We start from the raw sequence: 25541 nt of genomic DNA, 5'->3' as shown, positions 1-25541 counted from the left end.
ATTTCACCCCTATCGCCTTAACTTATTTGCCTGAGGTGCTCTCTTAAGGTTGCCAGCCGGGTACGCAGGCTGCCGTCGATAACCCGGTCGCCAATACGCACCACCACCCCGCCAATTAGCGCGGGGTCCACGCTGTATGCGGTCTGCACTTTCTTGCGGGTAATTTTGTTCAAAACTTCCCCCAGTTTTTTCTTTTCTTCTTTAGTAAGTTCGATGGCACTGGTTACTTCAGCTTTCACGATATTGCGGGCCCGGTCGGCCAGGCTGGAATAATGGGCCACAATATCACTTAAGAAGGCTTCCCGGTGCCTGTCTACCAGTAAAAAGAGAAAATTCTCGGTAACTGGGGAAATCTTGCCGGAGAAGATATTTTTCAGCACATCTTTCTTTTCCTGTGCAGTAATGCGGGGATGATAGAGCACCTTTTGGAATTCACGGGAATCAGCTATGACCTGATCTACCGCCCTTAGCTCTTGTTCCACCTGATCCACCAGGCCTTGCGCTTCCGCCAGGTCATAAAGGGCCTGGGCATAACGCTGCGCTACGGCCCCCTTTAACATGGCAGATCCCCCGTTTCTTTAATGAATTCCTGGACCAGGCTGTGTTGAATTTCGGGGGTGATGGTCTGGTTGATGATCTTTTGAGCCACCAGGATGGACAATGAAGCCACCTGGTCGCGCAATTCTGCAACCGCCTTCTCCTTCTCCCGGGCAATTTCCTCAAGGGCGCTCTCCTTGATCCGTTGCGCCTCGGCCCTGGCTGCTTCAACAATCTCCTGGGCCTTTTCTTCACCGGCCTTGGTGGCCTGCTGGATGATGGCCTGGGCCTCTTCCCTCGCTTTTTGCATTTCGGCCAGGTATTGCTGGCGCAGCGCCTCGGCCTGTTTCCGCTCTTCTTCGGCGGCGGCCACGTTATTGGCTATATATTGCTGGCGTTGTTCCAGAATATTGACGATGGGCTTGTAGACAACCAGACGAAGGAATATGAGCAAAATGACAAAGTTAATGATCTGGGCCAGCAGGGTATGATTAATTCCCAGCGCTTCCACCGGTTCCCCTCCTTCCTTACTACCCGTTGCCGGGGACAAAAGGGAGGCAATAGCAGGTAATGCAAAACCCGCTATGCCACCTTTTGCCCACCGTTACCTGCTTTAACCACCGATTTTACCAAACAGCATGAAGGCAATAACTACCGCGATAATGGGCAGGGCCTCGATCAGACCCACGGAGATGAACATTGTGGTCAGCAGGTTACCTCTTAATTCGGGTTGGCGGGCCATCGCCTCCACCGTGCGGCCGGTAACCAGACCGTCACCGATACCGGCACCCAGAGCGGCCAGACCTACGGCTAAAGAGGTACCGAGGGCAGCAGCAGCTCCCACATCCATCACTTTCCCCTCCTTTCTCCCAAAATTCCCATTTGCTAAAGCCATGTCTCTATATATAGAGATGGGAAAAACTTAATGTTCGTGTTCTTTAACCACCTGAGAAATGTAGGCAATGGTGAGCATGGTAAAGATAAAGGCCTGGATAAACCCTACAAAGATACTGAAGGCCAGCCACACCACCGAAGGGATAAACCCGCCAAAGACAAAGGTGTTCAGGCCTAAAAGCCCCAGGAGAACCGCAATGAGAACCTCGCCGCCGTAGATGTTCCCGTAAAGACGGAAGGCCAGGGTTACCGGTTTAGCCAGTTCTTCGACAATGGTAAGCGGCAGGAAGAAGGGAAATGGTTCCAGGAAGTGCTTGAAATGCCCGGCCCCTTTGTAGCGGATCCCCATGAATTGGACGAGGAAGAAAACCATTATGGCCATCCCGGCGGTGGTATTCACATCTGCGGTGGGCGACATCATGGTGGGAACCAGGCCCCAGAGGTTGCTGAAGAGAAGGAAGATGAAGAGTGTAAAGATCAGGGACATCAGGCCCGCGCCTTTTTTGGGGTCCATATTTTCGTAAACCAGGCCCCGCAAAAACTGGAAGATCTCCTCCACCACCAATTGGAGTTTACCCGGCCGCTTCATATTCATATTGCGGGTAGCCGAAACGGTGAAGAGGATCACCAGCAGCATGACGATCCAGGTCATCACCAGTGTCTTGGGATTCAGGACAATATGGGTGTTGCCCACGGTAAATTCCCAAGGATGGTGGGGGAAACCCCATACGTTTAGTTCCTCGTGAACTTGTTCCAGGCTTTTCACCAATTATCACCTCCCCCTTTTTAAATTTTTTCTTCTACCTTTGAAAACACCCCTCCTTCGGAACGGCTCAGACGAGCCGCCCTGAGGGCCGCGTCCACGGCGGTGATACAGGGAACAGCCAGAAGGCCCGCCCCCAGCCAGTACACATTTACATGGGCTACCCGGCCGGCCAGCAAAACTACTACCGCCACCAGCGCCAGGCGCATGATCAAACCCTGGCGCATGTAGCTGCGGGCGCCGCTCCTGTCCTGTGAGCCCAGGCGCTTGATCCGCAAGGCCAGGGAAATGGTGTTGTACAGCCCGGTGGCCAGGCCGAGAAAAAGGCCCCAGGCCAGGGAATCTCCCGGGTTGGCCGCAATGGCCAGGAGCACCAGAGTCATTAACCCCCCGGTGATGCGGGTCGTGCGCTTTAACTGGTTATCCAGTTCGGGAACGGGTGGCAAGGAAGGCACAGGGCTCTACCCCCAATTTTTGAAAAAACGTGACACGGTTTGGATGACCCCCCAGATGCCCGCGGCTACCCCCAAAAGGATGCCCGCCGTCATCAGCCAGGGCCCGGTATGTAACTGGTGATCCAGCCACCGGCCGGTGTAAAACCCGGCGGTAACCATGATGGCCATTTCCATGCCGATGGTGGTGGTAAGGGCCAGGGCCGACAGGATGCGGCCCCCCACCCGGCGCTCGCCCATGGTATGTCACCTTTCCTGGTGCGGGTGCGGCAACCTGTCACTTTTTGTCAGAAAAAATGTCGGCTGCGTTACACCCGTCACAAAGTTATTGTTCTACATAAACTCGTTGATTCCTTCACCGCCTGAAGACTTTTTTCGTGAGAAATGCCTGCGTTCTATTTAAAGGCTACAAAAGGGTAAATGTTCAGTCAACCTGCTTAAGGCACGGCGTTGTCCCGCTCACTCATGTGCTCCGCGCCGACAGCACCACGGTTCGCTTCGGGCCGGCTCTGGCTCTCTGCGGATTGCCATCGATACTGTTTTTATGCTGTTTCACTTTTTCTACCCGATGTGGTTCTTCCACATTTCTTTCGCTTGGTTTCGTTGGCGTCCTCGAGAGCCGAGCCGGCAACCTCGCTTCACCGGGTGCTGTTACCGGCGCTCCGCAAAATCGCTCGCTCTGGACAACGCCGTGCCTTTGTAGTTAACAGAGCGGTTCTACTGAACATTTACTCAAAAGGCTCCGGCGGTTCGTCACTCAGGCCGAAGTGGTACAGAATGGCCTGGCTGATGCGCCGGGAAGCCCGGCCGTCCCCGTAGGGGTTCACCGCTTCGGCCATCTGCCGGTAGCGGGCTGCGTCGTCCAGCAGGAGCCGGGTTTCGTTGAAAACCGCCTCCCGGGTTGTACCCACCAGGCGCACGGTACCGGCCCGTATGGCTTCGGGACGTTCGGTGGTGTTGCGTAGCACCAGTACCGGCTTGCCCAGGGCCGGGGCCTCTTCCTGCAAACCGCCCGAGTCCGTAAGCACCAGGTAGCACCGGTTCATCAAATTAACGAAGGGCTGGTAGGAAAGGGGCTCGATGAGGTGCACCCGGGGCAACTCCCCCAGCACCTCCTGCACCACCCCCCGCACCGCCGGGTTTTTGTGCACGGGAAAAACTACCTCCACATCGGGATAAAGGGCAACGATATCCCGCAGGGCCAGGTAAATTTCCTGCATGGGTTCGCCCAGGTTCTCCCGACGGTGGGTGGTCACCAGCAGCACCCGCCGGCGCCGGTAGTCTATGCCGGCCAGTCCGGCATCGCCGAACCGGTAATGGGGGTCCACCGTAGCCAGCAGGGCGTCGATGACAGTATTTCCCGTGACAAAGATCTTTTCCGGGGCCACCCCTTCCCGCAGCAGGTTATCCCGGGCGGTGGCGGTAGGAGCAAAGTGCAAGTCCGTCACCACCGCCGTGAGGTGGCGGTTGATTTCCTCGGGAAAGGGGGAATATTTATCCCCCGTGCGCAGGCCCGCCTCCACGTGGCCCACCGGTATTTGAAAGTAGAAGGCGGCTAGAGCAGCCACAAAGGTGGTGGTGGTATCGCCGTGCACCAGCACCAGGTCCGGCTTTTCTCTTGCCATGACCTGCTCCAGGCCGTCCAGTGCCCGGCGGGTGATGTCGAAGAGGCTCTGGCCGGGCCTCATGATGTCCAGGTCGTGGTCGGGAACAATCTGAAAAAGATGTAACACCTGATCCAGCATTTCCCTGTGCTGGGCGGTGACGGCCACCCGGCAGAGGAGCCGGTCCGGGTGCCTCTGCAGTTCCTTGATCAGGGGGGCCATCTTGATGGCCTCCGGCCGGGTGCCGAAAACAGTGAGAACCTTGAGCATAGTTTGTCTCCTTGGACTGGTAATTAAACGACAAATCCCCGCGGATTAACTATATGCAGCTTATCCTTGAAATATAAGGGAGTAAATTCCATCCCCTCATCCTTTGCGGAAGTGCCCCCGGGGACCACCCACATTGTAAAAGGCGGAATTAAAGTTGCGGTACAGGGATTTATACCCGGCAATGCGGTGCCACTTTTTGATGAATCCCGGCGGCAGGTCCTCCCGCAAAACCACCTGGGACCAGCCACCGGGCAGGGGATAGGCGTAATAGGGCTTGTCCTTCGGCACGCCCCGGATAAAGATTACCTGGGGAACGATCCATTCCAGGCGGGCCAGGTAGACCCGGTGCATGCCGTCGCAGATGATGTTGAATACCGATCCGTCGGCCTCAACCGATTCCTCAATGACCGGCGGCAGGAGGTCCACCGGCTCGTCGTAACCGGCCAGGTAAAGGGTGACATACCCGTCGAGATGGAAAAGGTCGCACCCGTGGCGGGCCAGTTCCCACTTAAGCTCCCGCACCTTTTGCAGTTCACCGGTGAGCACATATGATTGGGCCGGCGCCAGGTAATTGGTGTGAATTTTTTCCAGGGAGATGAAGACGTCCCGGTAGATGTAACAGTCCGGGTCGGTGAGCATAGTAACCCGGCGCAGTTTGTCCACAAGTTCCCCGGGTGTATGGCGTACCACTTTGGTTATTTCCATGTACAAGTACCTCTCCTCTTTTGTTCAAGTTCGTCCAGGACCCGGGCAAGCCGGCTCGTATCCGGCACAATGATATCCGGCCGGGGCCACTCACCCCATAACACCCGGGCCATGGCCGGGTACTCCCGCTCGGGGCGGGAAAGGACCCAGATGGTGGCCAGCCCCAGGTTTATGGCCGGCAGGATATCCTTTTCATAGGTGTCCCCGATCATGACAGAACGCCGGGGGTCGGCATCCAGGGCCTCCAGGGCCGCCCGGTAGAGCTCTTCCGCAGGCTTTTTCCTGCCCAGGCGAAAACTTAAAGCAGCGTAATCCACCAGGGGAGCGATATCCGGGCAGGCACGCAAAAAAGCCTGGTAGTAGGGAACCCAGATGTCTGAAACCAGGCCCACAGCAAAGCCCAGCTCCCGGGCCCGCGCTACCGCCCGGGCCGCGCCCGGTATTTCCACCGCGGCCACCTCCTGGTCGGCCCAGAGGCGCGAGAGGGCCTCCTCATGCTGCCGACTCAGGGAGGCCACTTCAGCCAGGGCGGCGCAGACCTCCCGGGGGCCAGCAAACTCCCGGCACATAATTACATCCCCCACCAGCCGGTCCTGCTCCGGGGGCAACCCCAGCAGCCGGGCAATTTGTTTGGTTGGAGACACTTCCGGTCCGGTGATCAGGGTGGCTCCGATATCGAAAAGGGCTGCCTTTCGTCTGGCGATGGCCGGTCACTCCCACAGGTCCACCTGCACGCCGTGGCGGCGCAGGAACTCTATGCCCTCCTCGGTGCCCCGGTAATCCCGGCGCACCACCACCCGGGACAGGGCGCAGGAGACAATGAGCTTGGCGCAGGTCAAGCAGATGTCGGCGTTCACATAAAGCGTGCCGCCGCCCACGGCCAGGCCCCGCTTGGCACAGAGGCAGATGGCGTTTTGCTCGGCGTGAACGCAGGGCTTGTAGTCTTCCCGGCCGGCCAGATCCTTCAGGCACTGGCCGGTATCAATGCAGTGCTCCGCTCCGCTGACCACCCCGTTGTAACCGTGGGAAATAATGCGCCGGTCCACCACAATTACAGCTCCCACCTTTTTGCGCAGGCAGGTGGAGCGCCGGGCAATAACGTCGACCACTTCCATATAAATCTCATCAAATGAAGGTCTTTTAACCAGGGCCGCTCACCTCCGGTCTCCGGGAACGGCAGTGCGCCGGTCCTTTGTTCTCTTAGTGCCCCGCCTAATACAGCGGGTACCGGCGGCACAGCCCGGCCACCATTTCACGCACCCGGTTCAGCTTGTCTGGATTATCCCGGAAGCTCAAAGCCAGGTGGATGATTTCGGCCACCGTCTCCATATCCGCTTCCTTTAGACCGCGGGTGGTCACAGCCGGCGTGCCGATGCGTATTCCGCTGGACACCGCCGGGGGCTGCGGGTCATAGGGGATGGCATTTTTGTTTACCGTTACGCCGACGGAATCCAGGATGGCTTCCGCCTCGCGGCCGGTAACCCCCTTGTTGCGCAAATCCACCAGCATCAGGTGGTTATCGGTGCCGCCGCTGACCAGTTCAAAACCCCGGTCCATCAGGAACCGGGCCAGAGCGCGGGCGTTTTTGACGATCTGCCGCTGGTATTCCTTGAATTCCGGCTGCTGCGCCTCTTTAAGAGCTACAGCTTTGGCGGCAATGACGTGCATCAGGGGCCCGCCCTGGATACCCGGGAAGACCGCCTTGTCAATAGTCGGGGCATATTTAGCCCGGCATAAAATCATGCCGCCCCGGGGGCCGCGCAGGGTTTTATGGGTGGTGGTGGTCACCACATCGGCGTAGGGCACCGGGTTCATGTGCTCACCGGCGGCCACCAGCCCGGCAATGTGGGCCATGTCCACCATCAGGTAGGCCCCCACTTCTTCGGCGATTTCCTTAAACTTATAAAAGTCAATGGCCCGGGGGTAGGCGCTGGCCCCGGCCACGATGATCTTCGGCTTATGTTCAAAGGCGGCGGCAAAAACCTTCTCGTAGTTGATCAGGCCCGTATCCTTTTCTACCCCGTAAAAAGCCACACGAAAATATTTTCCGGACATATTCAAGGGGCTGCCGTGGGTGAGATGGCCGCCGTGGGCCAGGTTCATGCCCAGGATGGTATCTCCCGGTTCCAGCAGGGCGAAGTAAACCGCCATGTTGGCCTGGGCACCGGAGTGGGGCTGCACATTGACATGCTCGGCACCAAACAGCTCCTTGGCCCGGTTTATAGCCAGTTCCTCCGCAATATCTACGAACTGGCAGCCACCGTAATAACGCCGCCCGGGATAACCTTCGGCGTACTTGTTGGTGAGCACCGAACCCTGGGCCTCCATTACCGCCCGGCTGGCGGCATTTTCGGAGGCGATCAGTTCCAGGGTATCGCGCTGGCGGCCCAACTCCAGCTCAATTGCCCGGGCAATTTCAGGGTCCACTGCAGCTAAAGGTCTGTTCATATCCATTATGTCGGTTCCTCCCCCACGACGTGCTTTTGCGGCTAACGGCCGTTGCCACCACCTATTTCTGAGCTTCAAGCTCCTCTTTGTACCGTTTAATCACACCGTAGACGAACGCGTAGTTTGCGTTCAGCTCCTTTGCTATCTGAGCAACGGTCATTCCTTGATCGAACATTCTGCGCATGATGTCGCTTTTCGTTTCTCTTTTGCCGTATTTCTTTTCAATTTCGGCGATCTTGGCCACCCGCCGGGCGTGACGCCCGCCGGCAAATTGAGAAGCCAGCCACACCCGCACAATCTCCCGGGCCAGCCCGGGGCCGATTACCCGCTGGCCCATGGTCAGGATGTTGGCATCGTTGTGCTCCCGGGAGGCCCGGGCGGAAAAAGTATCGTGACAAAGAGCGGCCCGGATACCCGGCACCTTGTTGGCCGCAATGGCCACCCCGATGCCCGTACCGCAGCAAAGGATGCCCAGCTGGTATTCCCCGCTGCGCACGGCCTCGGCAACCGGGAGAGCAAAATCGGGGTAATCTACTGCTTCTTCCGAATAGGTGCCGAAATCATGGTAGGCAATTCCGTTCTCCTGCAAAAAAGAAATAACCTCTTCTTTTAAACGAAAGCCACCGTGGTCGGCGGCCAGGGCAATCCGCACGAACCAACTTCACCCCTTTTCTCAAGAGAAGAAATACAACCAGTTTCTTTCTACAAAAAACGCTATTTTCCTGCTTCAATTTATGCGGGCCCCGGCTGCCCGGGTTATGCCTTTTGACCATTGCCTGGCGGAGCCGCTCCCGGGTCGCTACCTGCTTCCCCCTGGTCGCCGGAAGGCGGGGCCGCCCCGGAATCCGTGCTTGCTTGTGCCGGTCCGGCCATTTCGGCGGCCAGCCTGTCCAGCACCAGGGAGATGAGATAACGCAGCTCGCCAGCGCACTGGCGGTAAACATCCACCGGCCCACCGAAGGGATCGGGGACATCGCCGCCCCTGCCGGCATATTCAGCCAGGGTGAAAATTTTCCCCCCCAGATCCGGTACCTGTTCCTGGATCAGCTTCTTGTGGCTTTGAGTCATGGTAAGCACCAGGTCGGCCTCTTCCACATCCCGCCGGGTAAGCAGGGTGGCTCGGTGGGACTTCAAATCCAGGCCCATTTCCTCCATCACCGCCACAGCCTGCGGCGATGCCTCGCTACCGGGCAGGGCGGCTATCCCCGCGGAAACGACTTCAATCTCCCCCTGCAAACCCTTTCTGGCCAGCATGTCCCTGGCCAGAGCCTCCGCCATACTGCTCCTGCAGGTGTTGCCGGTGCACACAAAAAGCACTTTCTTCGCCATAAATCATGCCTCCCGGTATACCGCACTCATAAAAAGAGCTTAACCCCGATACCCACCAGGATCAGCCCGCCCAAAAGCCGCGCCCGTTCCCCCACCACATGCCCCAGGTAGCGGCCCAGCACCAGCCCGGAAAAGGTCATCAGGCCGGCTACCAGCCCGAAGGTGATTACGGTAAAAAGTAGCTGCGTCCGCAGGGTACCAAGGGTAAAACCTACGCTCAAAGCATCCATGCTTACGCTGGCCCCCAAAAGAAACAACCCCCAGTTGTTTAGAAGAACAACGCGCGGTTCTTCCTCGCTAAAGGCTTCCCTGATCATGCGCAGCCCCAGGTAAAGGAGCAGCACTGCTCCCGCTATGGTGGCCGCGCGACCCAGGAGGCCCCCCACCAGTTCCCCTGCTTGAAAGCCCACAAGGGGCATGGCAATATGAAAAAGAAGCACGGTCAAAGTAATAAGCAATATTTGCAGGCGTTTGACCCCTGTCATCCCAATGCCCAGGCACAGGGAAAAGGCATCGGTGCCCAGAGCCACCGCCAGCAAAAGCAAGGTTGGAATACTCACCGCTGCTGCCTCCAGAAAACACCTTCTATGCTGAGTTATCCCCACTTTCCAACCTGGCCTGTTTTGGCTCTCGCTCGCTCCGGTGAGCCTCACACCCGCTCAATGCGGTTGCCCGCGGCCCGCCGCAGGCGGTTCATTACGGCCAGTCCTAAACCCCGGGGCTCAATACCCTCGGCTAGAATAACGTCCACCCCCAGCTCATCAAGCTGCCGCAGGGCGGCAAAAAGACGGGAAGCAATGGCGGCAGGGTCCTGCCGCGGGCCGGCCACCACCACCCGGTTCCCGTTGTATTCCCCGGCCGTCTCGGCGGTGGCCAGGACCCCCACCCGCAGACCCCGGGACCGGTAAATTCCGGCCAGTTCCTTCAAGCGGGCCGCCACCCGTTCCGGCTCACCCTCCACCAGCACCAGGGGAGCCCGGGGGGCGTAATGCCGGTACTTCATGCCCGGCGAACGGGGGCGGAACTCTCCGCCGGGCCGTCCATCAACGCCCGGGTCTACCCGCACTTCACCAATAACCTTTTCCAGTTCCTCGCGAGTTATACCCCCCGGACGGAGAATCACGGGTACATCCCCGGTAAGATCCAGCACTGTCGACTCAAGACCCACCCCCGCTGGACCGGCGTCCAGGATGACTTCAATGCGACCGTTCAGGTCTTGTAGAACGTGCCCGGCGGTGGTGGGGCTGGGGCGGCCGGAAAGGTTGGCGCTGGGCGCCGCTACCGGCACGCCCGCAACCGCAATCAGGGCCAGGGCCACTGGATGATCGGGCATGCGTATGCCCACGCTGTCCAGCCCCGCCGTGACCTGGCGGGGAACAACAGGTGCCGCGGGCAGCACCAGGGTGAGGGGCCCCGGCCAGAAGGCGTCCATCAGCTTGCCCGCACCGGCGGGCACCCTGCGGACCAACCGGCACGCCGTTTCCCGGTCGGCCACGTGGACAATCAGGGGATTGTCCTGGGGACGTCCTTTGACTTCAAAGATGCGGGCTACGGCGAGGCCATCCAGGGCATTGGCTCCCAGGCCGTAAACCGTTTCGGTGGGAAAGGCCACGAGCCCTCCCCGACGCAAAATTAACCCGGCCCGGGCCATGATCCCGGGATCGGGTCTGGTAGGATCCACCCGCCAGTACGCTGTCCGCTGCTCCATGGTAACACCTTCGACTTGTAAACTTTGCCTGTTAGTATACCACAAAAAGTATACCACAAAATGGCGCCAAAAAGATACAACCACGGGGAATTGCCCCATGGTAGGGAAGCCTTTTTTGTTATAGAATAAAGTTTGAAGCGGGCGACAACATTCACCGGAGAGACGAGGATGGATGTCATAGTTGCGGAAAAGCTAACCAAGGAATACAACGGTAAAGTGGCGGTACGCGGCATCGACTTTCGCGTGCGCCACCGGGAGTGCTTCGGCTTTCTCGGCCCCAACGGGGCGGGAAAAACCACCACCGTGAATATGATCTACTGTTTGTCCCCCGTTACTTCCGGGAGGCTCACCGTCCTGGGCATGGAAGTACAAAAAAAGCCCCGGGAAATAAAAAGCCGCCTGGGGGTGGTGCCCCAGGAAAACAATCTGGACCCGGATTTAAAGGTACTGCAAAACCTGCTGGTTTACGCTAATTATTTCCGCATCCCGACCGCCACCGCCCGTACCAGGGCCATGGAACTGCTGGAATTCTTCGACCTGGCCGACCGGGCCGACGACAGGGTGGACCGCCTCTCCGGGGGCATGAAACGCCGCCTGACCATTGCCCGGGCACTGATCAACAACCCCGACCTGGTGATCCTTGACGAACCAACCACGGGGCTCGACCCCCAGGCCCGCCACCTGGTTTGGCAGCGCCTGCGCCGCCTGAAAGAACGGGGGGTGACCCTGCTGCTGACCACCCACTACCTGGAAGAGGCCAGCCAGCTTTGCGACCGGCTGGTGATCATGGACCGGGGCGAAATTCTGGAGGAAGGCGATCCCCAGGGACTGGTGGCCAAACACATCGGCCGGGAAGTGGTGGAGGTGGGCCTGGGCCGGGTGGAGTGCACCGGGCAGTTCCAGCCGGCCGCGGACTGCGGTGATACAACGGCAATGATTGTGGGGCGAACAAATCACCTGCTCCGAGGACACCTGGCGGTAGGGGACAGCCTCTTCCTTTTCCCCCGGGATAACGGTCAGACCGTCCTCCAGGCCCTGCAGGGCATGCCCGTGCGTTTCTCCCACCTGTTGCTGCGCCCCGCCACTCTGGAAGACGTGTTTTTAAAGCTCACCGGAAGGGGGTTGCGGGCATGAAATCCCTGGACGTTTCCCCGCTGGTATGGCAGGTTCTGCGCCGCCATCTGATTGTCTTCAGCCGTAACTGGAAAACCAACCTTTCCTTTAACTTTTTTGAACCCCTCCTGTACATTGCAGCGCTGGGACTGGGCCTGGGCGCTTACGTGCAACCCATGGAAGGATTGCCCTACCTGAACTACCTGGCTCCCGGGCTGGTGGCCTCTTCGGCCATGTTCGCCACCAGTTACGAATGCACCTACGGGACTTTCGTGCGCATGGAGTACCAGAAAACCTTCTACGCCATGGTGGCCACCCCGGTGAGCATAGACGATGTAATTGTGGCCGAAATACTGTACGGCACCTTTAAAAGTGTCCTCTACGGCTCGGTGATCCTGGTGGTCATCCTGGCCCTGGGCCTGGTGGCCTCGCCCTGGGCGTTGCTGGTGCCCCCGGTGCTGGCCGTGGGGGGGTTCTTGTTTGCCGTTCTTTCCATGATCTGGACGGGGCTCGTGCCCAACATAGAAAATTTCAATTATTTCTTCTCCCTGATCATGACGCCCCTTTTTCTCTTTTCCGGCGTCTTTTTCCCCTTGAGCGGCCTGCCCCGGATAATACAAACGCTGGCCTGGGCCAGCCCCCTTTGTCACGTGGTCAACCTGGTACGCGGCCTGGTGCTGGGCCGGGTGCATGCCGCGTTGATCTGGGATTTTATGTGGCTGGTGACATTAACCGCCGTGTTGTTTCCCCTGCCCCTCTATCTGATGCGCCGGCTGGTGATTAAATAGTTGCCTGTTCTTCCTTTCTGTGGTAGAATCTGGCCGGTGATCCGCTCCACCGACAAATCAACTGCGCTTGATAACAGGCAATCTTAAAGGAGGGGTCGTCCCAGATGCTGGAAAGCCCCGTTTCCCAACTGAAGACTTTTTCGGCCCACCACCGGCAGTATATTATCGCCGTGCTAAAGGAGATCCTTGATTACTATGGCGATTGCCTGCTGGGATGCGCCATTTTTGGTTCTTACGCCCGGGGAGACAACCGTAAAAATTCCGATCTTGATGTGCTGATTATTTTGAAAAAAGCCCCCGGTTTCAGCCGGCGGTTGAAGGAATTCGTGGAAAATATAGAAATGAAACACGAATCCCTGGCCCAGGAGTTATATGAACAGGAAGACATCCTTTGCGAACTTTCTCCTTACATCCTGACCAGGGAGGAAGCGTTAAAGTTACACCCGATATATTACGATCTGGTTGGGCATCATTTAATTATTTATGACCCCGCCGGTTTAATTGCCCGCATTATCAGTGCTACGGCAAACATACTGGCGCAATCAGGTGCACGTAAAGTGCGGCGCAGTAACACATGGGAATGGCAGGCGGAAAATTTAGGTTTCCCGGGAGGGATAGACCTTTGAAAACAGATGAACTTTCCGCAGCATACCTGAAGAAGGCCCGGGTGCGTTTTAAAGCACTCAATTTTTACAAAGAAAATGAGGCCTACTCCGATGTGGTGCGAGAGGCCCAGGAATTAGTGGAACTGTTGCTAAAAGCCGTGTTAAGGGCAATTGGCGTGGAAGTCCCCAAAATACACGATGTGGGGCGCACGCTGGAAAAACACCGCCATTTACTTCCTCCAGCCCTGAACGAACGCCTGGATGAGGTCAAAAAAATTTCCAAGCGCCTGCGCAAGGAAAGGGAATTAAGCTTTTACGGCGCCGAGGATTTCATCCCTACCGAGGAATATGGCCTGGAAGACGCCGATATGGCCATCAGGGACGCGGAATTTGTTTTAAAAGCTGTGGAAGAAGCTTTCGAACAGTAATCATTCCTGAAAGAGATAAGGCCTGCATATTTTTTAGGAACTCTCATCTAACCACCTGGCGCCGGTCGCTCCCCGTCGCTCCGTACTACGATCCGGACACCCGCTCCCCCAGTTTCACCAGGGGGAGTTTTTCTTCCGCGCCATTGGCCAGGTGGCGGCGCTGCCAGGCACGCCGGGCAGCCGTACCGAGCTGGACCAGCGCGAAAACCGCCGCCGCCAGCAGGACGATGGAGCCGCCGGGAGCCGTGCCCAAATGGTAGGAGAGGATCAGACCCCAGAAGCAAACCGTTATACCCAGGACCTGGGAAAGCCAGAAGAGGCGCCGGAAGCTGCCGGAGAACAACTGGGCGGTAAGCACCGGGATGACCATCAGGGCGCTGACCAGCAAAATCCCTACCACTCTGGTGGCTACAGTTACAGTCAGGGCCACCAGCAGGATGAAGAGCACATTCAGGCGGTCCACCGGCAAACCGGCCACCCGGGCGCATTCCTCATCGAAGGAGATAAAAAACAACTCTTTGTAAAAAAAGGACAGCATCACCAGGACTACAGCTCCCACCGCCAGGATCAGAAGCAAGTCCCCAGAGCCGACGGTGAGAATACTGCCGAACAGGTAGCCCATAATGTCCACGTTAAAACCCCGGGCCAGGCTGATCAGGACCACGGCCAGGGCCAGCCCGCTGCTCATCATCAGGGCCAGGACAGCCTCCCCGTGCAGCCGCCCGGTGGCCCGCAGGCGCTCGACGCCAACCGCCGCCGCCAGGGTCACCCCCAGGGTGGTCAGGGATGGGAAAACACCCAGGATCATGCCCAGGGCCACCCCGGCCAGAGAGACGTGGGCCAGGGTGTCGGCCATGAAGGCATAACGGCGCATAACCAGAAACACGCCCACCGCCGGGCAGAGGACGCCCACCACCAGCCCGGCCAGCAGCGCCCGGACCATAAAATCATACGCGAAAATTTCCCCCATACATGAGTCCCCTTCTTTAACTGGTAAATGTTCAGTGAACCCGCTTTGGTGCCGCCTAGCACTCACCAAAACACGGCTCTGCTTCTGTCTAGTGGCTGTGTACCACCCGCCGGACCGGCGCCCCGTAGAGGCGGGCCAGGTTGGCGGTTGTCAACACCTGGGACGGGGTGCCGTGGCAAATTAAACGCTTGTTGATGCAGGCCACCTTGCCCACCCGCCGGGCCACGGCGCCGGTGTCATGGGTTACGGTGATCAGAGTAATGCCCATATCCCTGTTCAGGTGCTCGAGCAAGGAATAAAAGGAGTCAAGCGCCCGGCTGTCCAAACCCACCACCGGCTCGTCCAGCACCAGCAGTTCGGGCTTGCCCACCAGCGCCCGGGCAATGAACACCCGCTGCTGCTGTCCGCCGGAAAGGCGGCCTATTATTCGGTGGCCTGCGTCGCCCATTCCTACCAGTTCCAGGGCTTCCTCCACTGCCCGGCGGTCTTCCCTCCCCGGCCGGCGCCCCGGACCCAGGAGGCCGAAACGGCCGGACAGGACCACCTCCTCCACCGTGGCCGGAAACCGGACATCAAAACTGGTGGCCTTCTGGGGCACATAGCCAACCCGGTGCCACCGGTGAAAACGCTGTACCGGGACGCCAAACAACCTTACCTCTCCGGAAAGGGGTTTCAAAAGACCCAGGATCAACTTTACCAGGGTAGTCTTACCCGAACCGTTGGGGCCCATCAGAGCGAAAAAATCCCCCCTGGCCACGGTTAGGTTAATCCGCTCCAGGGCCATTTCCTCACCGTAGCTAAAGAATAAATCCCGTACTTCCACTACCGGATTCATGATTTCTCCCCCAGGGCAATCTTCAAGTTGACCAGGTTTTGCCTCATGATGGAAAGGTAATTTTCCCCCCGGCTTTCCTCCTCCGGGGTTATGTTCCCCCCGGGGTTGAGCACCAGTGTTTGGGCCCCCACTTCCCGGGCCAGGGCCTGGGATATTTTGGGGCTAACCAGGGTTTCAAAGAAAATATACTTGACGTTGTGTTTCCGGCAAAAGGCCACAATCTCGCGCATATGGGCCGGATCGGGTTCGCTCTCGGGAGAAAGACCCATTACCGGCACCTGGCGCAGCCCGTAACGCCGGGCCAGGTATCCAAAGGCCGCGTGGGAGGTAACGATCTCCTGCCTCTTGAAGCTTTGCGCGGCTTGCCGGTACTCCCGGTCAAGGTCCCGGAGTTCGGCTATGTACTCTTCGGCCCGGGATTTGTAGTAGGATGCGTGGTCCGGGTCCACGGCCATAAAGGCATCCCGTATATTCTTTACCATTTCCTGCGCCAGTACCGGGTCCAGCCAGACATGAGGGTCCACACCTGCGATTTCTTCCCTTGCCTTTCCCTCGTTGTGTTCATGGCGGTGCTCCGGGCTACCGGTAATAAGATCCACACCCCGGCTGGCCTCGACCACTTTTACCCCCTTTTCTTCAAGCATGCCCAACTGCCGCTGGACCCAGGGTTCCATACCGGCGCCGTTATAGATGAAGACCTTTGCCCGGGTAAGAGCAGCCATATCTCTGGGCGTCGGTTCCCAGGTGTGGGGCTCCGCGCCGGCAGGCAGGAGCCTGGTCACCTCCACCCTGTCCCCCCCCACCTGGCGGGCAAAATCGTAAAGGGGATAGATTGTGGCCACCACCGCTATTTTCCCATCCGCCGGCGGGCCGGATGCAGTAGTGGTGCCGCATCCGGGTATATTGAACAACAGCAGGGCTACAACAAGCAAAAAAAGCACCCTTTTTTTCAAGTTCTTACACCCCCACACGTATTATGCCAGAACCAAAACAGGCAAGGGCGGATGTCGTCCCGGAGAAACGATTGAAACCACGAAAACCGGAAAGGAAAACAGCAGGCACCATAATTTGTATCTTGCCGCTTGTTTTTAAAGCAGAATTAGCTAGAGCGGCCTCTTGAATGTTCTATCTGTACTTACTGACATCTTTGGCAATATCCGTAGATTTTAAACGCGTGGCCGGTAATTTTGAACCCCGGCCTTTCGACCTGCACCCGGGCCAGGCAGTCTTCGGGGCAAAAGGCGAGTTCCTCGGCCCGGCCGCACTTCAGGCAAACCAGGTGGTGGTGGTGCCCGTTACCGGCAAACTCGAAACGCCGGCAGCCGTCGGAGAAATCCAGTTCGCTGGCCAGACCGCAACGGATCAACAGGTTTAAAGTGCGGTAAATGGTATCAAAACTGACGCTGGCGTAACGTTTCTGGACCAGGCGCCAGATTTCCTCGGCGCTGAGGTGCTCCTCCCCATCCGTCTCCTCGATCAAAATGCGTAGCACTTCCTGACGCTGCGGCGTCAGGCGCACACCCTGCGCTTTTAGCTTGTGCAGCGCCTCCTCCAGTTTCATAGTTATGCCTCCTAGATCAGAATCATTCCAATGTGCTAACATTTATTATTTAATCAAATAACCCATCTTTTGTCAAGAACCGCCGTTCTAAAAAATGGCACCGGGGTAATATGCTGTAGTGTCCTCTTCAGTCATACTGGCAGCATAAACGGGGGAATTTTTGCGGTCGGGGTGAGGGGTTTGAGTTTCGGCATTACCTATTTATCGGCCTTCAGCCTGGGGGTTTTGCACGCCCTGGAACCAGGACACGGCAAGGGCATCATGGGGGCCTACCTGGTCCTTTCCCGGGGACGGGCTGTAGACGCGCTGCTTTTAGGGCTGATCACGGCGGCCACCCATACCCTGGTGGTGCTGGTCCTGGCCATGGGCACCCGCTGGGTCACCTGGCTCACCGTAGCGGCGGCGGGAGTACCCAGGCAGGAACTGGAAGTGTGGTTGCAGCTGATCTCGGGCGTCCTCATTGCTTTTATCGGCCTGCGGCTGCTTTTTACGCGGGGTGGCTGCTGCCCCCACTGCGGCCGGCCGGGACACCTGCCCGTGGGAACCGGGGTGCGCCGGGACCGCTGGGGGCTGTTACTGGTGGGAGTCACAAACGGTCTGGTCCCCTGTCCGGGGGCTTTAACGGTAATGCTGCTCTCCATCGGCAGCGGCACACCCCTGGTGGGCCTGAGCCTGGTGGTAGCCTTTGGCCTGGGAGGGGCGCTGGCCCTGGTGGGGGTAGGGCTTTTGTTCGTGAAGCTTTCCCACCTGGCCCAGAACATGCTGGGTCAGCGCAGCTGGCGCTGGCTCACGGTGACCAGCGGCCTCTTAATTTTTTTCACCGGTGTACTCACCGCGTGGACGGCTTTTTAGTACATTACCCCGGAAGGGTTCTCCCGGGGGGAGAAGAAGCCATACGCTGTGCTACCACCAACCGCTCCCGGCTGGCCAGGTCCCGCCGCACCTGGTAGCACCAGGTGCCTTCCGGAAGCAACCGGGCCATGAGAGGGGCCTGGGAGGGGTCGATCTCCATGAGCAGGTATCCACCCGGCGCCAGCAACTCCCGGGCCTGGGGAACCAGGCGCCGGTAGAGCTCCAGGCCGTCACAACCGCCGTCCAAAGCCAGGTGCGGCTCATAGCGGGCCACATCCGGCATTAGCCGGCCAACGGCAGCCGAGGGTATATAGGGCAAGTTGGCGGCCACCAGGGACAGGCTGCCGGGTGGAAGGACTTTTTGCAGCGGGGACAGCAAGTCCCCGGCTAAAAAAATAATGTGGCCGGCTACCCGGTGCCGCCGGGCATTTTCGGTGGCCACCGCCAGGGCCGCCGGAGAAATGTCGGTGGCATAGATGGTGCCCTTGCCCAGGTAGTGGGCCAGGCTCACGGCAATGGCCCCGCTGCCCGTGCCCACGTCGGCAAGCAAAAGCTCCCGTGCGCCGTCCCCGCGGCCTAGAAGCTCCAGGGCCGTCTCCACCAAAAGCTCCGTTTCCGGGCGGGGAATGAGTACATCCCGGGTGACCCGGAAGGAAAGCCCCATAAACTCCCGGCAACCCGTCAGGTAGGCCACCGGTTCCCCGGCAGCGCGCCGCTGCAAAAGTTCCTGGAATTTTTCTTCCTCCTCCCGGGTGAGGAGGCGGCCGGCCTCCCGGTATAAACCCACCCGGTCCATGCCGGTAACATGAGCCAGGAGCACCTCCGCCTCCAGGGGGGCGGCGTCAATACCCTTCTGGCGCAGGAAAGCCCTGGCTCTGGCCAGGGCGGCGGCGATATTCATATAAAAACTCTCCTCGATTTATGCGTTATCCACCTGTTGCAGGCGCCGGGCCTGATCCGTGGTGACCAGAGCGTCGATAATTTCATCCAGCTCGCCCATGAGCACTTCCTCAAGGCGGTGGATGGTTAAACCGATGCGATGGTCGGTGACGCGGTTTTGCGGAAAGTTATAAGTGCGGATCCGCTCGCTGCGGTCCCCGGTACCGACCATGGAGCGGCGGGCGGAGGCAATTTTTTGCTGTTGCTCCTCCTGCAATCGGTCCAGCAAACGGGCCCGCAGGACCCGCATGGCCTTTTCCTTGTTTTTGTGCTGGCTTTTCTCATCCTGGCAGGAGACCACAATCCCCGTGGGCAGGTGGGTAACGCGCACCGCGGACTGGGTGGTGTTCACCGACTGCCCCCCCGGCCCGGTGGAGCAAAAGACATCTATGCGCAGGTCGTTGGGGTTGATCTCCACATCCACTTCCTCGGCTTCCGGCAGCACGGCCACCGTCGCGGCAGAAGTATGGATGCGGCCCCCCGACTCGGTGGTGGGCACCCGCTGCACCCGGTGCACGCCGCTTTCAAACTTCAACTTGCTGTATGCCCCCCTGCCCTCGATGAGAAAAATAACTTCCTTGATCCCGCCCAGGTCAGTGTAGCTGGTATTCATCAAATCAATTTTCCAGCCCTGGCGCTCGGCATACCGGGTGTACATCCGAAACAGGTCGGCGGCAAAAAGGGCCGCCTCCTCCCCCCCGGTACCGGCGCGTATTTCCATAATGACGTTCTTCTCGTCATTGGGGTCCCTGGGCAGCAAAAGCACTTTTAATTTGTGCTCCAGTTCCCCTTTCTTCTCCTCCTGCGCCTCAAGCTCCGTCTCCACCAGTTCCCGGAAATCCGGCTCCAGCTTTTCCCGCAAGAGTTCCTTTGCCTCCCGGATTTCCCGGCACACCTTTTTATACTCCCGGTACACGCCGACGATCTCTTCCAGTTCCGCGTGGGCCTTGACATATTGCTGCCAGCGCGACCGGTCGTTAATTACTTCCGGGTCGGCAATAAGGTTGCTTAATTCCTCATAGCGCTGCTCCAGGCTGTCCAGTTTGTCGAGCACGCCTTGCATCACCTCCTAGCACCGCTCTCAGGGCTGAGATGGCCACTTCCACCTGGTCGTTATCGGGCTCACGGGTGGTCAGACCCTGCAACCACCGGCCGGGGACGATGAAAAGCCGGCACAGGAAGAAGCCGGGGTACCTGGCCGAAAGTTTTAACAGTTCGTAGGAAACTCCCGCCAGCACGGGCAGCAATAAAATGCGGGAGGTAATCCGCCACCAGAGCACCTGCTTACCCAGCAGGGAGAAAAGAAAAATGCTTACCACCAGCACAATGAGGATAAAACTGGTGCCGCAACGGGGGTGAAAGGTGGAGTGGCGCTGTACATTGGGCACGGTAAGCTCCTCGCCGGCCTCGTAGGCATTGATCACCTTGTGTTCCGCCCCATGATACTGAAAGACCCGCCGGATATCGGGCAGCATCCCAATGGAGGCCACATAAAGGAGAAAGACGCCCAAACGAATGACTCCTTCGACAAAATTCTGGACCAGAGCCCCCCGCATAAAGCCGGCCAGGAAATGAGCGAGACCGGCGGGCAGGATCACGAACAAAAATATCCCCAGGGCCAAGGCCACGGCCAGGGTTAATACAATGTCCCGGGTGCTCAGTTCCTCCTCCTCCCCCACGGCCTGGTTGGCCGAAAAGGAGAGGGCCTCCAGGCCCATGACCAGGGATTCAATTAGTACCACCACTCCCCTGACGAAGGGCCATTTCAGCACGGGGAAACGGGCAGCCAGGGAACCCACGGGCCTGGTATCCAGAACCACGGTGGCATCGGGCCGCCGCACCGCCACGGCCCTTAATGCCGGTCCCCGCATCATAACCCCCTCAATGACGGCCTGCCCGCCGTATTGGAAATCGCCCATCATACTCTCCCCTTACGCTCACTGGAGGCGAAACCGCCCGGGCGGCGCTTACCCGCCGCAAAAAAAGCCAAACGATCTTTGTTTTTACGGGCGGCGGCATCTCCAAGCAAATAGCAGAGCCACCGCTCTGCTACCCTACTTTAAGCCGTATTTTTTGCGGAACCGGTCCGCCCTTCCCCTGGTCTCAACAGTCCGCTGGGAACCGGTAAAGAAGGGGTGGCATTTGGAACAAATTTCTACCTTGAGCTCCTTTTTGGTCGAACCGGTTTCAAAGGTGTTGCCACAGACACAAATTACCCTTGCCGGCCCGTATTTGGGGTGGATGCCTTCCTTCACTGGAAAATCACCTCACTAAAAACCTCTTGTATCTCAATTGCATACTTACTAATTATAACACAGGAGGGAAGGGGGGGCAAGACTTGTCAGTCTTGAATTGAGAGAAATTTCATGATAAGGTAATGATGTAGAGCCAGGAGCATTCATTATCAAGTCAATCAATAAACAGCCCTTTGAAGCAATTCTTTGTTTTTACAATGACTAACATCGCAGCGAGCAAACTGCCCAGGTTCTTTTGCTTTTTATAGCAGCGTCTTACCACACGCGACAGTAATACCTGTTAATATCGCTGTAATAATGCTTTCAGCATCAATGGAGGTTTTTGCTTTGCCGGGCCCTGTTTTTCACCCTCTCGTATTGCTGCTGTCCAGCAGCCGCGAAACCATCACCACCGTGGCTTCACAGCTGGATTACGAGCTGTTTAATTTGCTCATCACCACCCGGGAGGAGGAGGCCGTTGAGGCCATTCGCCGGGGCTGGTCCGATGTTCTCGTCTTTGAGCCTCCATACCCGCAGCAACATTCCGGTTGTCTCTCCACTTTTTTACAGGAGCAGGGGGAAGCCCTGCCGGTGATTCTCATCACCAGTTCCCAGAACAGCTTCCCCGAATGCCCGTGGTTACGGGTATACGAAGTGTTGCACAAGCCCATCAACAGGCTGGAATTGTCCGCGCGATTAAAATCGGTGGTTACCCTGCGCCAGCTGGAAAAGCAACTTGCCGACCAGCCCCTGGCACCCAGCAGAGCAACCCGGGTGCTCCTGGTGGAAGACAGCCCCCTGCAGCGCAAGATCCTGGCCGGATATCTGGCCGGGGAAGGCATCGAAGTAATTACTGCCGCCGACGGCGCGGAAGCGTTGCGTATAGCCGAACAACAAAGACCCGACATGATCCTCCTGGACGTCGTCCTGCCCGGTATGGACGGCTTTGAAGTTTGCCGGCACCTGAAGGAGAACCCCGGCTTGAAGGATACCCCGGTGGTATTCATCACTTCCCGCCAGGGACGGGAGGATAAAATTCGCGGCCTGGAATGCGGGGCGGACGATTTTCTATTCAAGCCGGTGGATAAAAGGGAGCTGTTGATTCGCACCCGTTCCCTGCTCCGGCGCAAGCAGTTGATGGACACCCTGGTACACCAGGCCAGCCGGGACCCCCTGACCGGCCTTTACAACAGGCGCCAGCTGGCGCTCGACCTGCAGCGGGAGCTTTCCCGGGCCAGGCGCTACTCCATCTCCCTGGCCTTAATTATGGCCGACGTGGATTTCTTTAAAAATTACAACGATACCAACGGGCACCTGGCCGGGGACGAAGTCCTGCGGCAGCTGGCCGCCTTGTTGGTTTCCAACACCCGGGACGCGGATACCGTGTACCGCTATGGCGGGGAGGAATTTATCATCCTGCTGCCCCAAACGGAGCCGGCCGGGGCGGTTACCGTGGCGGAAAAACTGCGCCGGAAGGTGGAAAAACACTCCTTCCCCCACGGCGAAAAGCAGCCGGGGGGGCGTCTGACCATTAGCCTGGGGGTGGCGGTTTACCCGGATCACGCCCGGGACGCCGAAGGTTTGATCCTGGCCGCCGACCGGGCCCTGTACCGGGCCAAAAAAGAAGGTAGAAACCGGTACGCTACGGCTACACCTCCCGGCTGAAATTTCCCACCAGAAGACCCGGCACTTTTTTTAACCGGCTGATGAGCTTTCCTATACCGGCCAGCTCCCCCCGGGCCGGGGGCAGGCGGCCGAAGAGGTAATCCGGGTCTATGTTCAAATTGCGCAACTGTACCATCTGGACCCCGGTCTCCTGGATAAAGGCCAGGAGGCTTTTTATCTCTTCCTCGCGGTCGGTCAGGCCGGGCAGAACCAGGAGGTTCAGGGAAACAAACACCCCTGCCTGCCGGGCCAGCACGATGGAACGGCGCACGTCGTGGAGATCGTAATAATGGGGCCGGTGGTAGGCACGATAAATACCGGGTCTGGCGCTGATTAAACTTACCCGTATGGAGTCAACCCCACTGGAGATGATTTTTTCCATGCCGGCAGTATGGCCGGCATTGGTGTTTATATTGATCGTCCCCCGGGATACCAGCCGCCGCACCCGGGAAATGGCCGCAGCAATGGTACCGGCGGCCAGGAGCGGCTCACCCTCGCATCCCTGGCCGAAACTGATGATGGCCCCGGGGGCGTGTCTCAAGTGCTCCTCCATTACTTCCACCACCGCTTCCACCGGGGGAGCGGATGAAATCCGCTCCTGCGGGGAGGGGCAGCATTCGGCCGGCTGACTGGAGATACACCCCAGGCAGCGGGCATTGCAACGGGGGGAAACGGGCACTCCCCCCTCCCAGCGGCGGTAAAAAATGTTCTGGGCGGTAAAGCAGGAGTACTCCCGGGCGCAACGGGCCAGCTGGACCAGGATGGGATTCACGGGATGGCGGCCCAGGCGCCCGGAAATCAAACGCTCCAGCTCCGGGGTATTGTAATGCCCGGGATCCCAGCGGTAGGGGTTGTCCGTTTGCCGGGCGGCCACCCACAAACCACCCTTATGCCAGGCCACCGCTGCATAACCGAAAAGGGGCAGGGGCTTTTCCCCCGCCGGCCGGCGGTAGGCCGGCAGGAGGGTGCGGGTGTAACCCTGGGGTAAAAGGGCGGCCACGGCAAAAACGGGGGCCCCCCGCACCCTTTCCACCAGAACAAAATTACCCCGCCGGCCCAGCCCCACCGGACTGCCGGCCGGTATGAGCACCAGGGAAGCACCCCGGGGCAGGGGCATCATCTCGGAAGGGGTTATCTCCACAAAGCGGTCCCCGGTCCGTCCAACGGCGGCCATTTCAGGATGATCGTAAAAACGCCCCCCGGCATCGGCGTAAACCAAACGATACACGCTTAAAAACCCCCGTGATATACGTTCCCCAAACCACTGTTCATAAGCTCGTGGATATAGGTACCCAAACACGATATTCATGTACCGGACCAAAATTTTGCACGTTGACCTTTAACCAGAATATGGTTATTATATTTTCAGGTCATAAAGTATAATAACAGTAAAGGAAATTATACTTTAGTACAATAAGACTAAGGCGGTGATTCGTTGAAACCGGAAGATTTCCCTCGCCCCAACGGCCGAATAATTCGTATTCAGGAAGGAGGGTGGGCATTTATACCGGACCCGCTCCCACCCGATATTAACTGGACTCCTCAGCTTATTGCTGAACTTTCCGCCGCTGACCGTGCCATAGGAGAACTTTCCGGCTTGGGTAAGATGATTCCAAATCCTCACCTATTGATCAGGCCGTTTCTCCGGCATGAAGCCGTGCTCTCTTCACGCATAGAAGGAACACAAGCATCCCTTTCTGATCTTTACGTTTACGAAGCGTCGGGCCAGCTCCGGTTGTGGAACGGGGATTTCGTCAGGAAAGATGTTCCTGAAGTGTTCAATTATGTTCGTGCTCTGGAATACGGTTTACAAAGACTCAAAGAGCTACCAGTAAGCCTTCGATTGCTAAGGGAACTACACGCCCTTTTGCTTGAAGAGGTCCGGGGCGCCGGTCGCTCGCCTGGAGAATTTCGAAAGGTCCAGAACTGGATAGGGCCGCCGGGGAGCACTCTAGCAAACGCTGTTTTCGTACCCCCTCCGGTTTCTGAGTTGCCGGCTTTACTGGATTCCTTTGAAAAGTTTCTCCACGAAGATATACAGCTACCGCCGCTTTTAAAGCTGGCGATGATTCACTACCAGTTTGAAGCTATCCACCCTTTTTTAGATGGTAACGGACGTCTTGGCCGCATGCTTATCGTATTGCTCCTATGCGCCTGGGATATCCTCCCGCAACCCTTGCTATACTTAAGTCCGTACTTTGAATCCCAGCGCGGGTCTTATTACGACTTACTGCAAGCAGTCAACACAAATAGTGCATGGGAAAGTTGGTTCTCTTTCTTCTTGCGGGGGATACGCTACCAGGCCAGGGATGCCTTAACTCGAGCGACTAAACTTCAGGAACTCCAGGCGGCATACAGGGAGCGTTTTCAACGATCAAGGATTTCTGGCGGCTTACTAGGTTTATGTGACCTTCTGTTTTCTTTCCCTGTCGTAAGCATACCCCAGGTTGCCCAAAAACTCAATGTTACCTACTCCATGGCTAAAAGGTACATGGAAATCCTGGTTAAGGATGGAGTTCTATACGAAATTACAGGCCGGAACAGGAACCGCCTCTACATGGCCAGGGAAATAATGGCGATTCTTGAGAACCCCCCTTCTTTGGCGTCCACCGGGTAAAACCATCTGAACACCACTCGGGCATGTTCCAACAATTTTACCCCCCCATTATAAGCAACGGGGGCGGGGCAGGTCAATGATAAAGCCCCGGCCCCTACCCATTTTAGCATCGAGTAGGAGGGGGCGGCTAGCCCCCGTCCTCTCACACCACCGGACATGCGGGTCCGCATCCGGCGGTTCACCAAGCTTGACGAAGACTTTGATAGCGTTCGGTTAAGCTCATC

At 58.0% G+C, this 25541-nt stretch carries 30 protein-coding genes and 1 pseudogene; 7 read left to right on the top strand and 24 right to left on the bottom strand.

The features are described 5' to 3' along the window. Positions 1-17 precede the first annotated feature (17 nt). The 15 genes and pseudogenes from BUA65_RS10135 to BUA65_RS10065 all read right to left on the bottom strand — a co-directional run bounded on the left by BUA65_RS10135 (position 18) and on the right by BUA65_RS10065 (position 10710). Positions 18-560: a F0F1 ATP synthase subunit delta gene (locus BUA65_RS10135; protein ID WP_072869412.1), complete on the bottom strand. Its 543-nt coding sequence runs from the start codon at positions 558-560 to the stop codon at positions 18-20. Then, complete coding sequence (atpF, locus tag BUA65_RS10130) at positions 554-1048, bottom strand: F0F1 ATP synthase subunit B (RefSeq protein WP_013824413.1); 495 nt, start codon at positions 1046-1048, stop codon at positions 554-556. The genes BUA65_RS10135 and atpF overlap by 7 nt, the downstream gene beginning before the upstream one ends. A gap of 102 nt (positions 1049-1150) precedes the next feature. Then, on the bottom strand, positions 1151-1387 hold the full coding sequence (gene atpE, locus BUA65_RS10125) for a F0F1 ATP synthase subunit C (protein WP_013824414.1): 237 nt from the start codon (positions 1385-1387) through the stop codon (positions 1151-1153). 72 nt (positions 1388-1459) lie between these two features. Beyond that, positions 1460-2200 (bottom strand): F0F1 ATP synthase subunit A, encoded by a 741-nt coding sequence (atpB, locus tag BUA65_RS10120; RefSeq protein ID WP_072869410.1) that lies wholly within the window; start codon positions 2198-2200, stop codon positions 1460-1462. A gap of 17 nt (positions 2201-2217) precedes the next feature. Then, positions 2218-2649 carry an ATP synthase subunit I gene (locus tag BUA65_RS10115; RefSeq protein WP_072869409.1) on the bottom strand — a complete coding sequence of 144 codons (432 nt, stop codon included), beginning with the start codon at positions 2647-2649 and terminating at the stop codon, positions 2218-2220. A gap of 6 nt (positions 2650-2655) precedes the next feature. Then, a complete protein-coding gene (locus BUA65_RS10110; protein ID WP_072869406.1) occupies positions 2656-2886 on the bottom strand; it encodes an AtpZ/AtpI family protein in 231 nt (76 codons plus the stop codon). A 488-nt stretch (positions 2887-3374) separates the two neighbouring features. Further along, a complete protein-coding gene (gene wecB, locus BUA65_RS10105) occupies positions 3375-4520 on the bottom strand; it encodes a non-hydrolyzing UDP-N-acetylglucosamine 2-epimerase (RefSeq protein WP_072869405.1) in 1146 nt (381 codons plus the stop codon). 96 nt (positions 4521-4616) lie between these two features. After that, positions 4617-5225, bottom strand: a complete 609-nt coding sequence (locus tag BUA65_RS10100) for a hypothetical protein (RefSeq protein WP_072869403.1) — start codon at positions 5223-5225, stop codon at positions 4617-4619. Beyond that, on the bottom strand, positions 5216-5869 hold the full coding sequence (locus BUA65_RS10095; RefSeq protein ID WP_072869401.1) for an HAD family hydrolase: 654 nt from the start codon (positions 5867-5869) through the stop codon (positions 5216-5218). Before BUA65_RS10095 ends, BUA65_RS10100 begins: the two co-directional genes overlap by 10 nt. A gap of 66 nt (positions 5870-5935) precedes the next feature. Then, complete coding sequence (locus BUA65_RS10090) at positions 5936-6373, bottom strand: deoxycytidylate deaminase (protein WP_084062277.1); 438 nt, start codon at positions 6371-6373, stop codon at positions 5936-5938. A gap of 64 nt (positions 6374-6437) precedes the next feature. Beyond that, positions 6438-7679 (bottom strand): serine hydroxymethyltransferase, encoded by a 1242-nt coding sequence (gene glyA / locus BUA65_RS10085; RefSeq protein ID WP_072869398.1) that lies wholly within the window; start codon positions 7677-7679, stop codon positions 6438-6440. Positions 7680-7881: 202 nt separating this feature from the next. Beyond that, positions 7882-8325: pseudogene (gene rpiB, locus BUA65_RS10080) on the bottom strand (ribose 5-phosphate isomerase B); the annotation flags it as partial. A gap of 104 nt (positions 8326-8429) precedes the next feature. Continuing rightward, a complete protein-coding gene (locus tag BUA65_RS10075; protein ID WP_072869396.1) occupies positions 8430-9002 on the bottom strand; it encodes a low molecular weight protein arginine phosphatase in 573 nt (190 codons plus the stop codon). A 26-nt stretch (positions 9003-9028) separates the two neighbouring features. Continuing rightward, positions 9029-9562 (bottom strand): manganese efflux pump MntP, encoded by a 534-nt coding sequence (locus BUA65_RS10070; protein ID WP_072869394.1) that lies wholly within the window; start codon positions 9560-9562, stop codon positions 9029-9031. 89 nt (positions 9563-9651) lie between these two features. Then, complete coding sequence (locus BUA65_RS10065; RefSeq protein WP_072869454.1) at positions 9652-10710, bottom strand: L-threonylcarbamoyladenylate synthase; 1059 nt, start codon at positions 10708-10710, stop codon at positions 9652-9654. Positions 10711-10878: 168 nt separating this feature from the next. On the opposite strand from BUA65_RS10065, the gene BUA65_RS10060 reads away from it, so the two are divergent. The 4 genes from BUA65_RS10060 (at position 10879) to BUA65_RS10045 (ending at position 13644) form a co-directional block, all read left to right on the top strand. Beyond that, positions 10879-11844, top strand: a complete 966-nt coding sequence (locus BUA65_RS10060) for an ABC transporter ATP-binding protein (protein WP_072869393.1) — start codon at positions 10879-10881, stop codon at positions 11842-11844. Further along, positions 11841-12611, top strand: coding sequence for an ABC transporter permease (locus BUA65_RS10055; protein ID WP_072869391.1), 771 nt, complete (start codon positions 11841-11843; stop codon positions 12609-12611). The genes BUA65_RS10060 and BUA65_RS10055 overlap by 4 nt, the downstream gene beginning before the upstream one ends. Before the next feature lie 104 nt (positions 12612-12715). After that, positions 12716-13237: a nucleotidyltransferase domain-containing protein gene (locus BUA65_RS10050; RefSeq protein WP_072869389.1), complete on the top strand. Its 522-nt coding sequence runs from the start codon at positions 12716-12718 to the stop codon at positions 13235-13237. After that, positions 13234-13644 carry a HEPN domain-containing protein gene (locus BUA65_RS10045; RefSeq protein WP_072869387.1) on the top strand — a complete coding sequence of 137 codons (411 nt, stop codon included), beginning with the start codon at positions 13234-13236 and terminating at the stop codon, positions 13642-13644. Before BUA65_RS10050 ends, BUA65_RS10045 begins: the two co-directional genes overlap by 4 nt. 85 nt (positions 13645-13729) lie before the next feature. Here BUA65_RS10045 and BUA65_RS10040 read toward each other — a convergent pair whose 3' ends face one another. From BUA65_RS10040 to BUA65_RS10025, 4 genes are all read right to left on the bottom strand, one after another. Beyond that, positions 13730-14614: a metal ABC transporter permease gene (locus BUA65_RS10040; protein ID WP_072869385.1), complete on the bottom strand. Its 885-nt coding sequence runs from the start codon at positions 14612-14614 to the stop codon at positions 13730-13732. An 88-nt stretch (positions 14615-14702) separates the two neighbouring features. Continuing rightward, on the bottom strand, positions 14703-15449 hold the full coding sequence (locus BUA65_RS10035; RefSeq protein ID WP_072869383.1) for a metal ABC transporter ATP-binding protein: 747 nt from the start codon (positions 15447-15449) through the stop codon (positions 14703-14705). Then, positions 15446-16402, bottom strand: a complete 957-nt coding sequence (locus BUA65_RS10030; RefSeq protein WP_072869381.1) for a metal ABC transporter substrate-binding protein — start codon at positions 16400-16402, stop codon at positions 15446-15448. Before BUA65_RS10030 ends, BUA65_RS10035 begins: the two co-directional genes overlap by 4 nt. Positions 16403-16584: 182 nt before the next feature. Beyond that, a complete protein-coding gene (locus BUA65_RS10025; RefSeq protein ID WP_084062275.1) occupies positions 16585-17010 on the bottom strand; it encodes a Fur family transcriptional regulator in 426 nt (141 codons plus the stop codon). A 171-nt stretch (positions 17011-17181) separates the two neighbouring features. On the opposite strand from BUA65_RS10025, the gene BUA65_RS10020 reads away from it, so the two are divergent. Next, positions 17182-17862, top strand: coding sequence for a nickel/cobalt transporter (locus BUA65_RS10020; RefSeq protein WP_084062273.1), 681 nt, complete (start codon positions 17182-17184; stop codon positions 17860-17862). Positions 17863-17866: 4 nt separating this feature from the next. Here BUA65_RS10020 and prmC read toward each other — a convergent pair whose 3' ends face one another. From prmC to rpmE, 4 genes are all read right to left on the bottom strand, one after another. After that, entirely contained in the window at positions 17867-18763 is an 897-nt protein-coding gene (gene prmC / locus BUA65_RS10015; protein ID WP_072869377.1) for a peptide chain release factor N(5)-glutamine methyltransferase, read from the bottom strand. A gap of 18 nt (positions 18764-18781) precedes the next feature. Continuing rightward, a complete protein-coding gene (gene prfA, locus BUA65_RS10010; RefSeq protein WP_114281487.1) occupies positions 18782-19855 on the bottom strand; it encodes a peptide chain release factor 1 in 1074 nt (357 codons plus the stop codon). Further along, positions 19818-20723, bottom strand: a complete 906-nt coding sequence (locus tag BUA65_RS10005) for a DUF1385 domain-containing protein (protein ID WP_072869373.1) — start codon at positions 20721-20723, stop codon at positions 19818-19820. The genes prfA and BUA65_RS10005 overlap by 38 nt, the downstream gene beginning before the upstream one ends. A 132-nt stretch (positions 20724-20855) precedes the next feature. Continuing rightward, a complete protein-coding gene (gene rpmE, locus BUA65_RS10000; RefSeq protein WP_072869371.1) occupies positions 20856-21056 on the bottom strand; it encodes a 50S ribosomal protein L31 in 201 nt (66 codons plus the stop codon). A 327-nt stretch (positions 21057-21383) separates the two neighbouring features. Between rpmE and BUA65_RS09995 the strand changes: the two genes are divergently transcribed. After that, a complete protein-coding gene (locus BUA65_RS09995; RefSeq protein WP_165613233.1) occupies positions 21384-22700 on the top strand; it encodes a diguanylate cyclase in 1317 nt (438 codons plus the stop codon). On the opposite strand, the gene BUA65_RS09990 is transcribed toward BUA65_RS09995, so the two are convergent. Beyond that, positions 22684-23928, bottom strand: a complete 1245-nt coding sequence (locus BUA65_RS09990) for a radical SAM family protein (RefSeq protein ID WP_072869370.1) — start codon at positions 23926-23928, stop codon at positions 22684-22686. The two genes, BUA65_RS09995 and BUA65_RS09990, sit on opposite strands and share 17 nt — an antisense overlap. Positions 23929-24135: 207 nt before the next feature. On the opposite strand from BUA65_RS09990, the gene BUA65_RS09985 reads away from it, so the two are divergent. Beyond that, positions 24136-25317, top strand: a complete 1182-nt coding sequence (locus BUA65_RS09985; RefSeq protein WP_072869368.1) for a Fic family protein — start codon at positions 24136-24138, stop codon at positions 25315-25317. Positions 25318-25541 lie beyond the last annotated feature (224 nt).

It is taken from the genome of Desulfofundulus thermosubterraneus DSM 16057, from assembly GCF_900142025.1.
Taxonomy (GTDB): domain Bacteria; phylum Bacillota; class Desulfotomaculia; order Desulfotomaculales; family Desulfovirgulaceae; genus Desulfofundulus; species Desulfofundulus thermosubterraneus.
Note: the sequence above shows the minus strand (reverse complement) of the source record. Positions and strands in the feature narration are given on the sequence as shown.

Excerpts from the sequence above, each read along its gene's own strand:
- BUA65_RS10075 (WP_072869396.1), bottom strand. The coding sequence starts at position 9,002 with ATGGCGAAGAAAGTGCTTTTTGTGTGCACCGGCAACACCTGCAGGAGC.
- BUA65_RS10005 (WP_072869373.1), bottom strand. The coding sequence starts at position 20,723 with ATGATGGGCGATTTCCAATACGGCGGGCAGGCCGTCATTGAGGGGGTT.
- BUA65_RS10065 (WP_072869454.1), bottom strand. The coding sequence starts at position 10,710 with ATGGAGCAGCGGACAGCGTACTGGCGGGTGGATCCTACCAGACCCGAT.
- BUA65_RS10025 (WP_084062275.1), bottom strand. The coding sequence starts at position 17,010 with ATGAAACTGGAGGAGGCGCTGCACAAGCTAAAAGCGCAGGGTGTGCGC.
- BUA65_RS10060 (WP_072869393.1), top strand. The coding sequence starts at position 10,879 with ATGGATGTCATAGTTGCGGAAAAGCTAACCAAGGAATACAACGGTAAA.
- prmC (WP_072869377.1), bottom strand. The coding sequence starts at position 18,763 with ATGAATATCGCCGCCGCCCTGGCCAGAGCCAGGGCTTTCCTGCGCCAG.
- BUA65_RS10040 (WP_072869385.1), bottom strand. The coding sequence starts at position 14,614 with ATGGGGGAAATTTTCGCGTATGATTTTATGGTCCGGGCGCTGCTGGCC.
- glyA (WP_072869398.1), bottom strand. The coding sequence starts at position 7,679 with ATGGATATGAACAGACCTTTAGCTGCAGTGGACCCTGAAATTGCCCGG.
- BUA65_RS10110 (WP_072869406.1), bottom strand. The coding sequence starts at position 2,886 with ATGGGCGAGCGCCGGGTGGGGGGCCGCATCCTGTCGGCCCTGGCCCTT.
- wecB (WP_072869405.1), bottom strand. The coding sequence starts at position 4,520 with ATGCTCAAGGTTCTCACTGTTTTCGGCACCCGGCCGGAGGCCATCAAG.
- BUA65_RS10100 (WP_072869403.1), bottom strand. The coding sequence starts at position 5,225 with ATGGAAATAACCAAAGTGGTACGCCATACACCCGGGGAACTTGTGGAC.
- BUA65_RS10050 (WP_072869389.1), top strand. The coding sequence starts at position 12,716 with ATGCTGGAAAGCCCCGTTTCCCAACTGAAGACTTTTTCGGCCCACCAC.
- BUA65_RS10035 (WP_072869383.1), bottom strand. The coding sequence starts at position 15,449 with ATGAATCCGGTAGTGGAAGTACGGGATTTATTCTTTAGCTACGGTGAG.
- BUA65_RS10055 (WP_072869391.1), top strand. The coding sequence starts at position 11,841 with ATGAAATCCCTGGACGTTTCCCCGCTGGTATGGCAGGTTCTGCGCCGC.
- atpE (WP_013824414.1), bottom strand. The coding sequence starts at position 1,387 with ATGGATGTGGGAGCTGCTGCTGCCCTCGGTACCTCTTTAGCCGTAGGT.
- BUA65_RS10135 (WP_072869412.1), bottom strand. The coding sequence starts at position 560 with ATGTTAAAGGGGGCCGTAGCGCAGCGTTATGCCCAGGCCCTTTATGAC.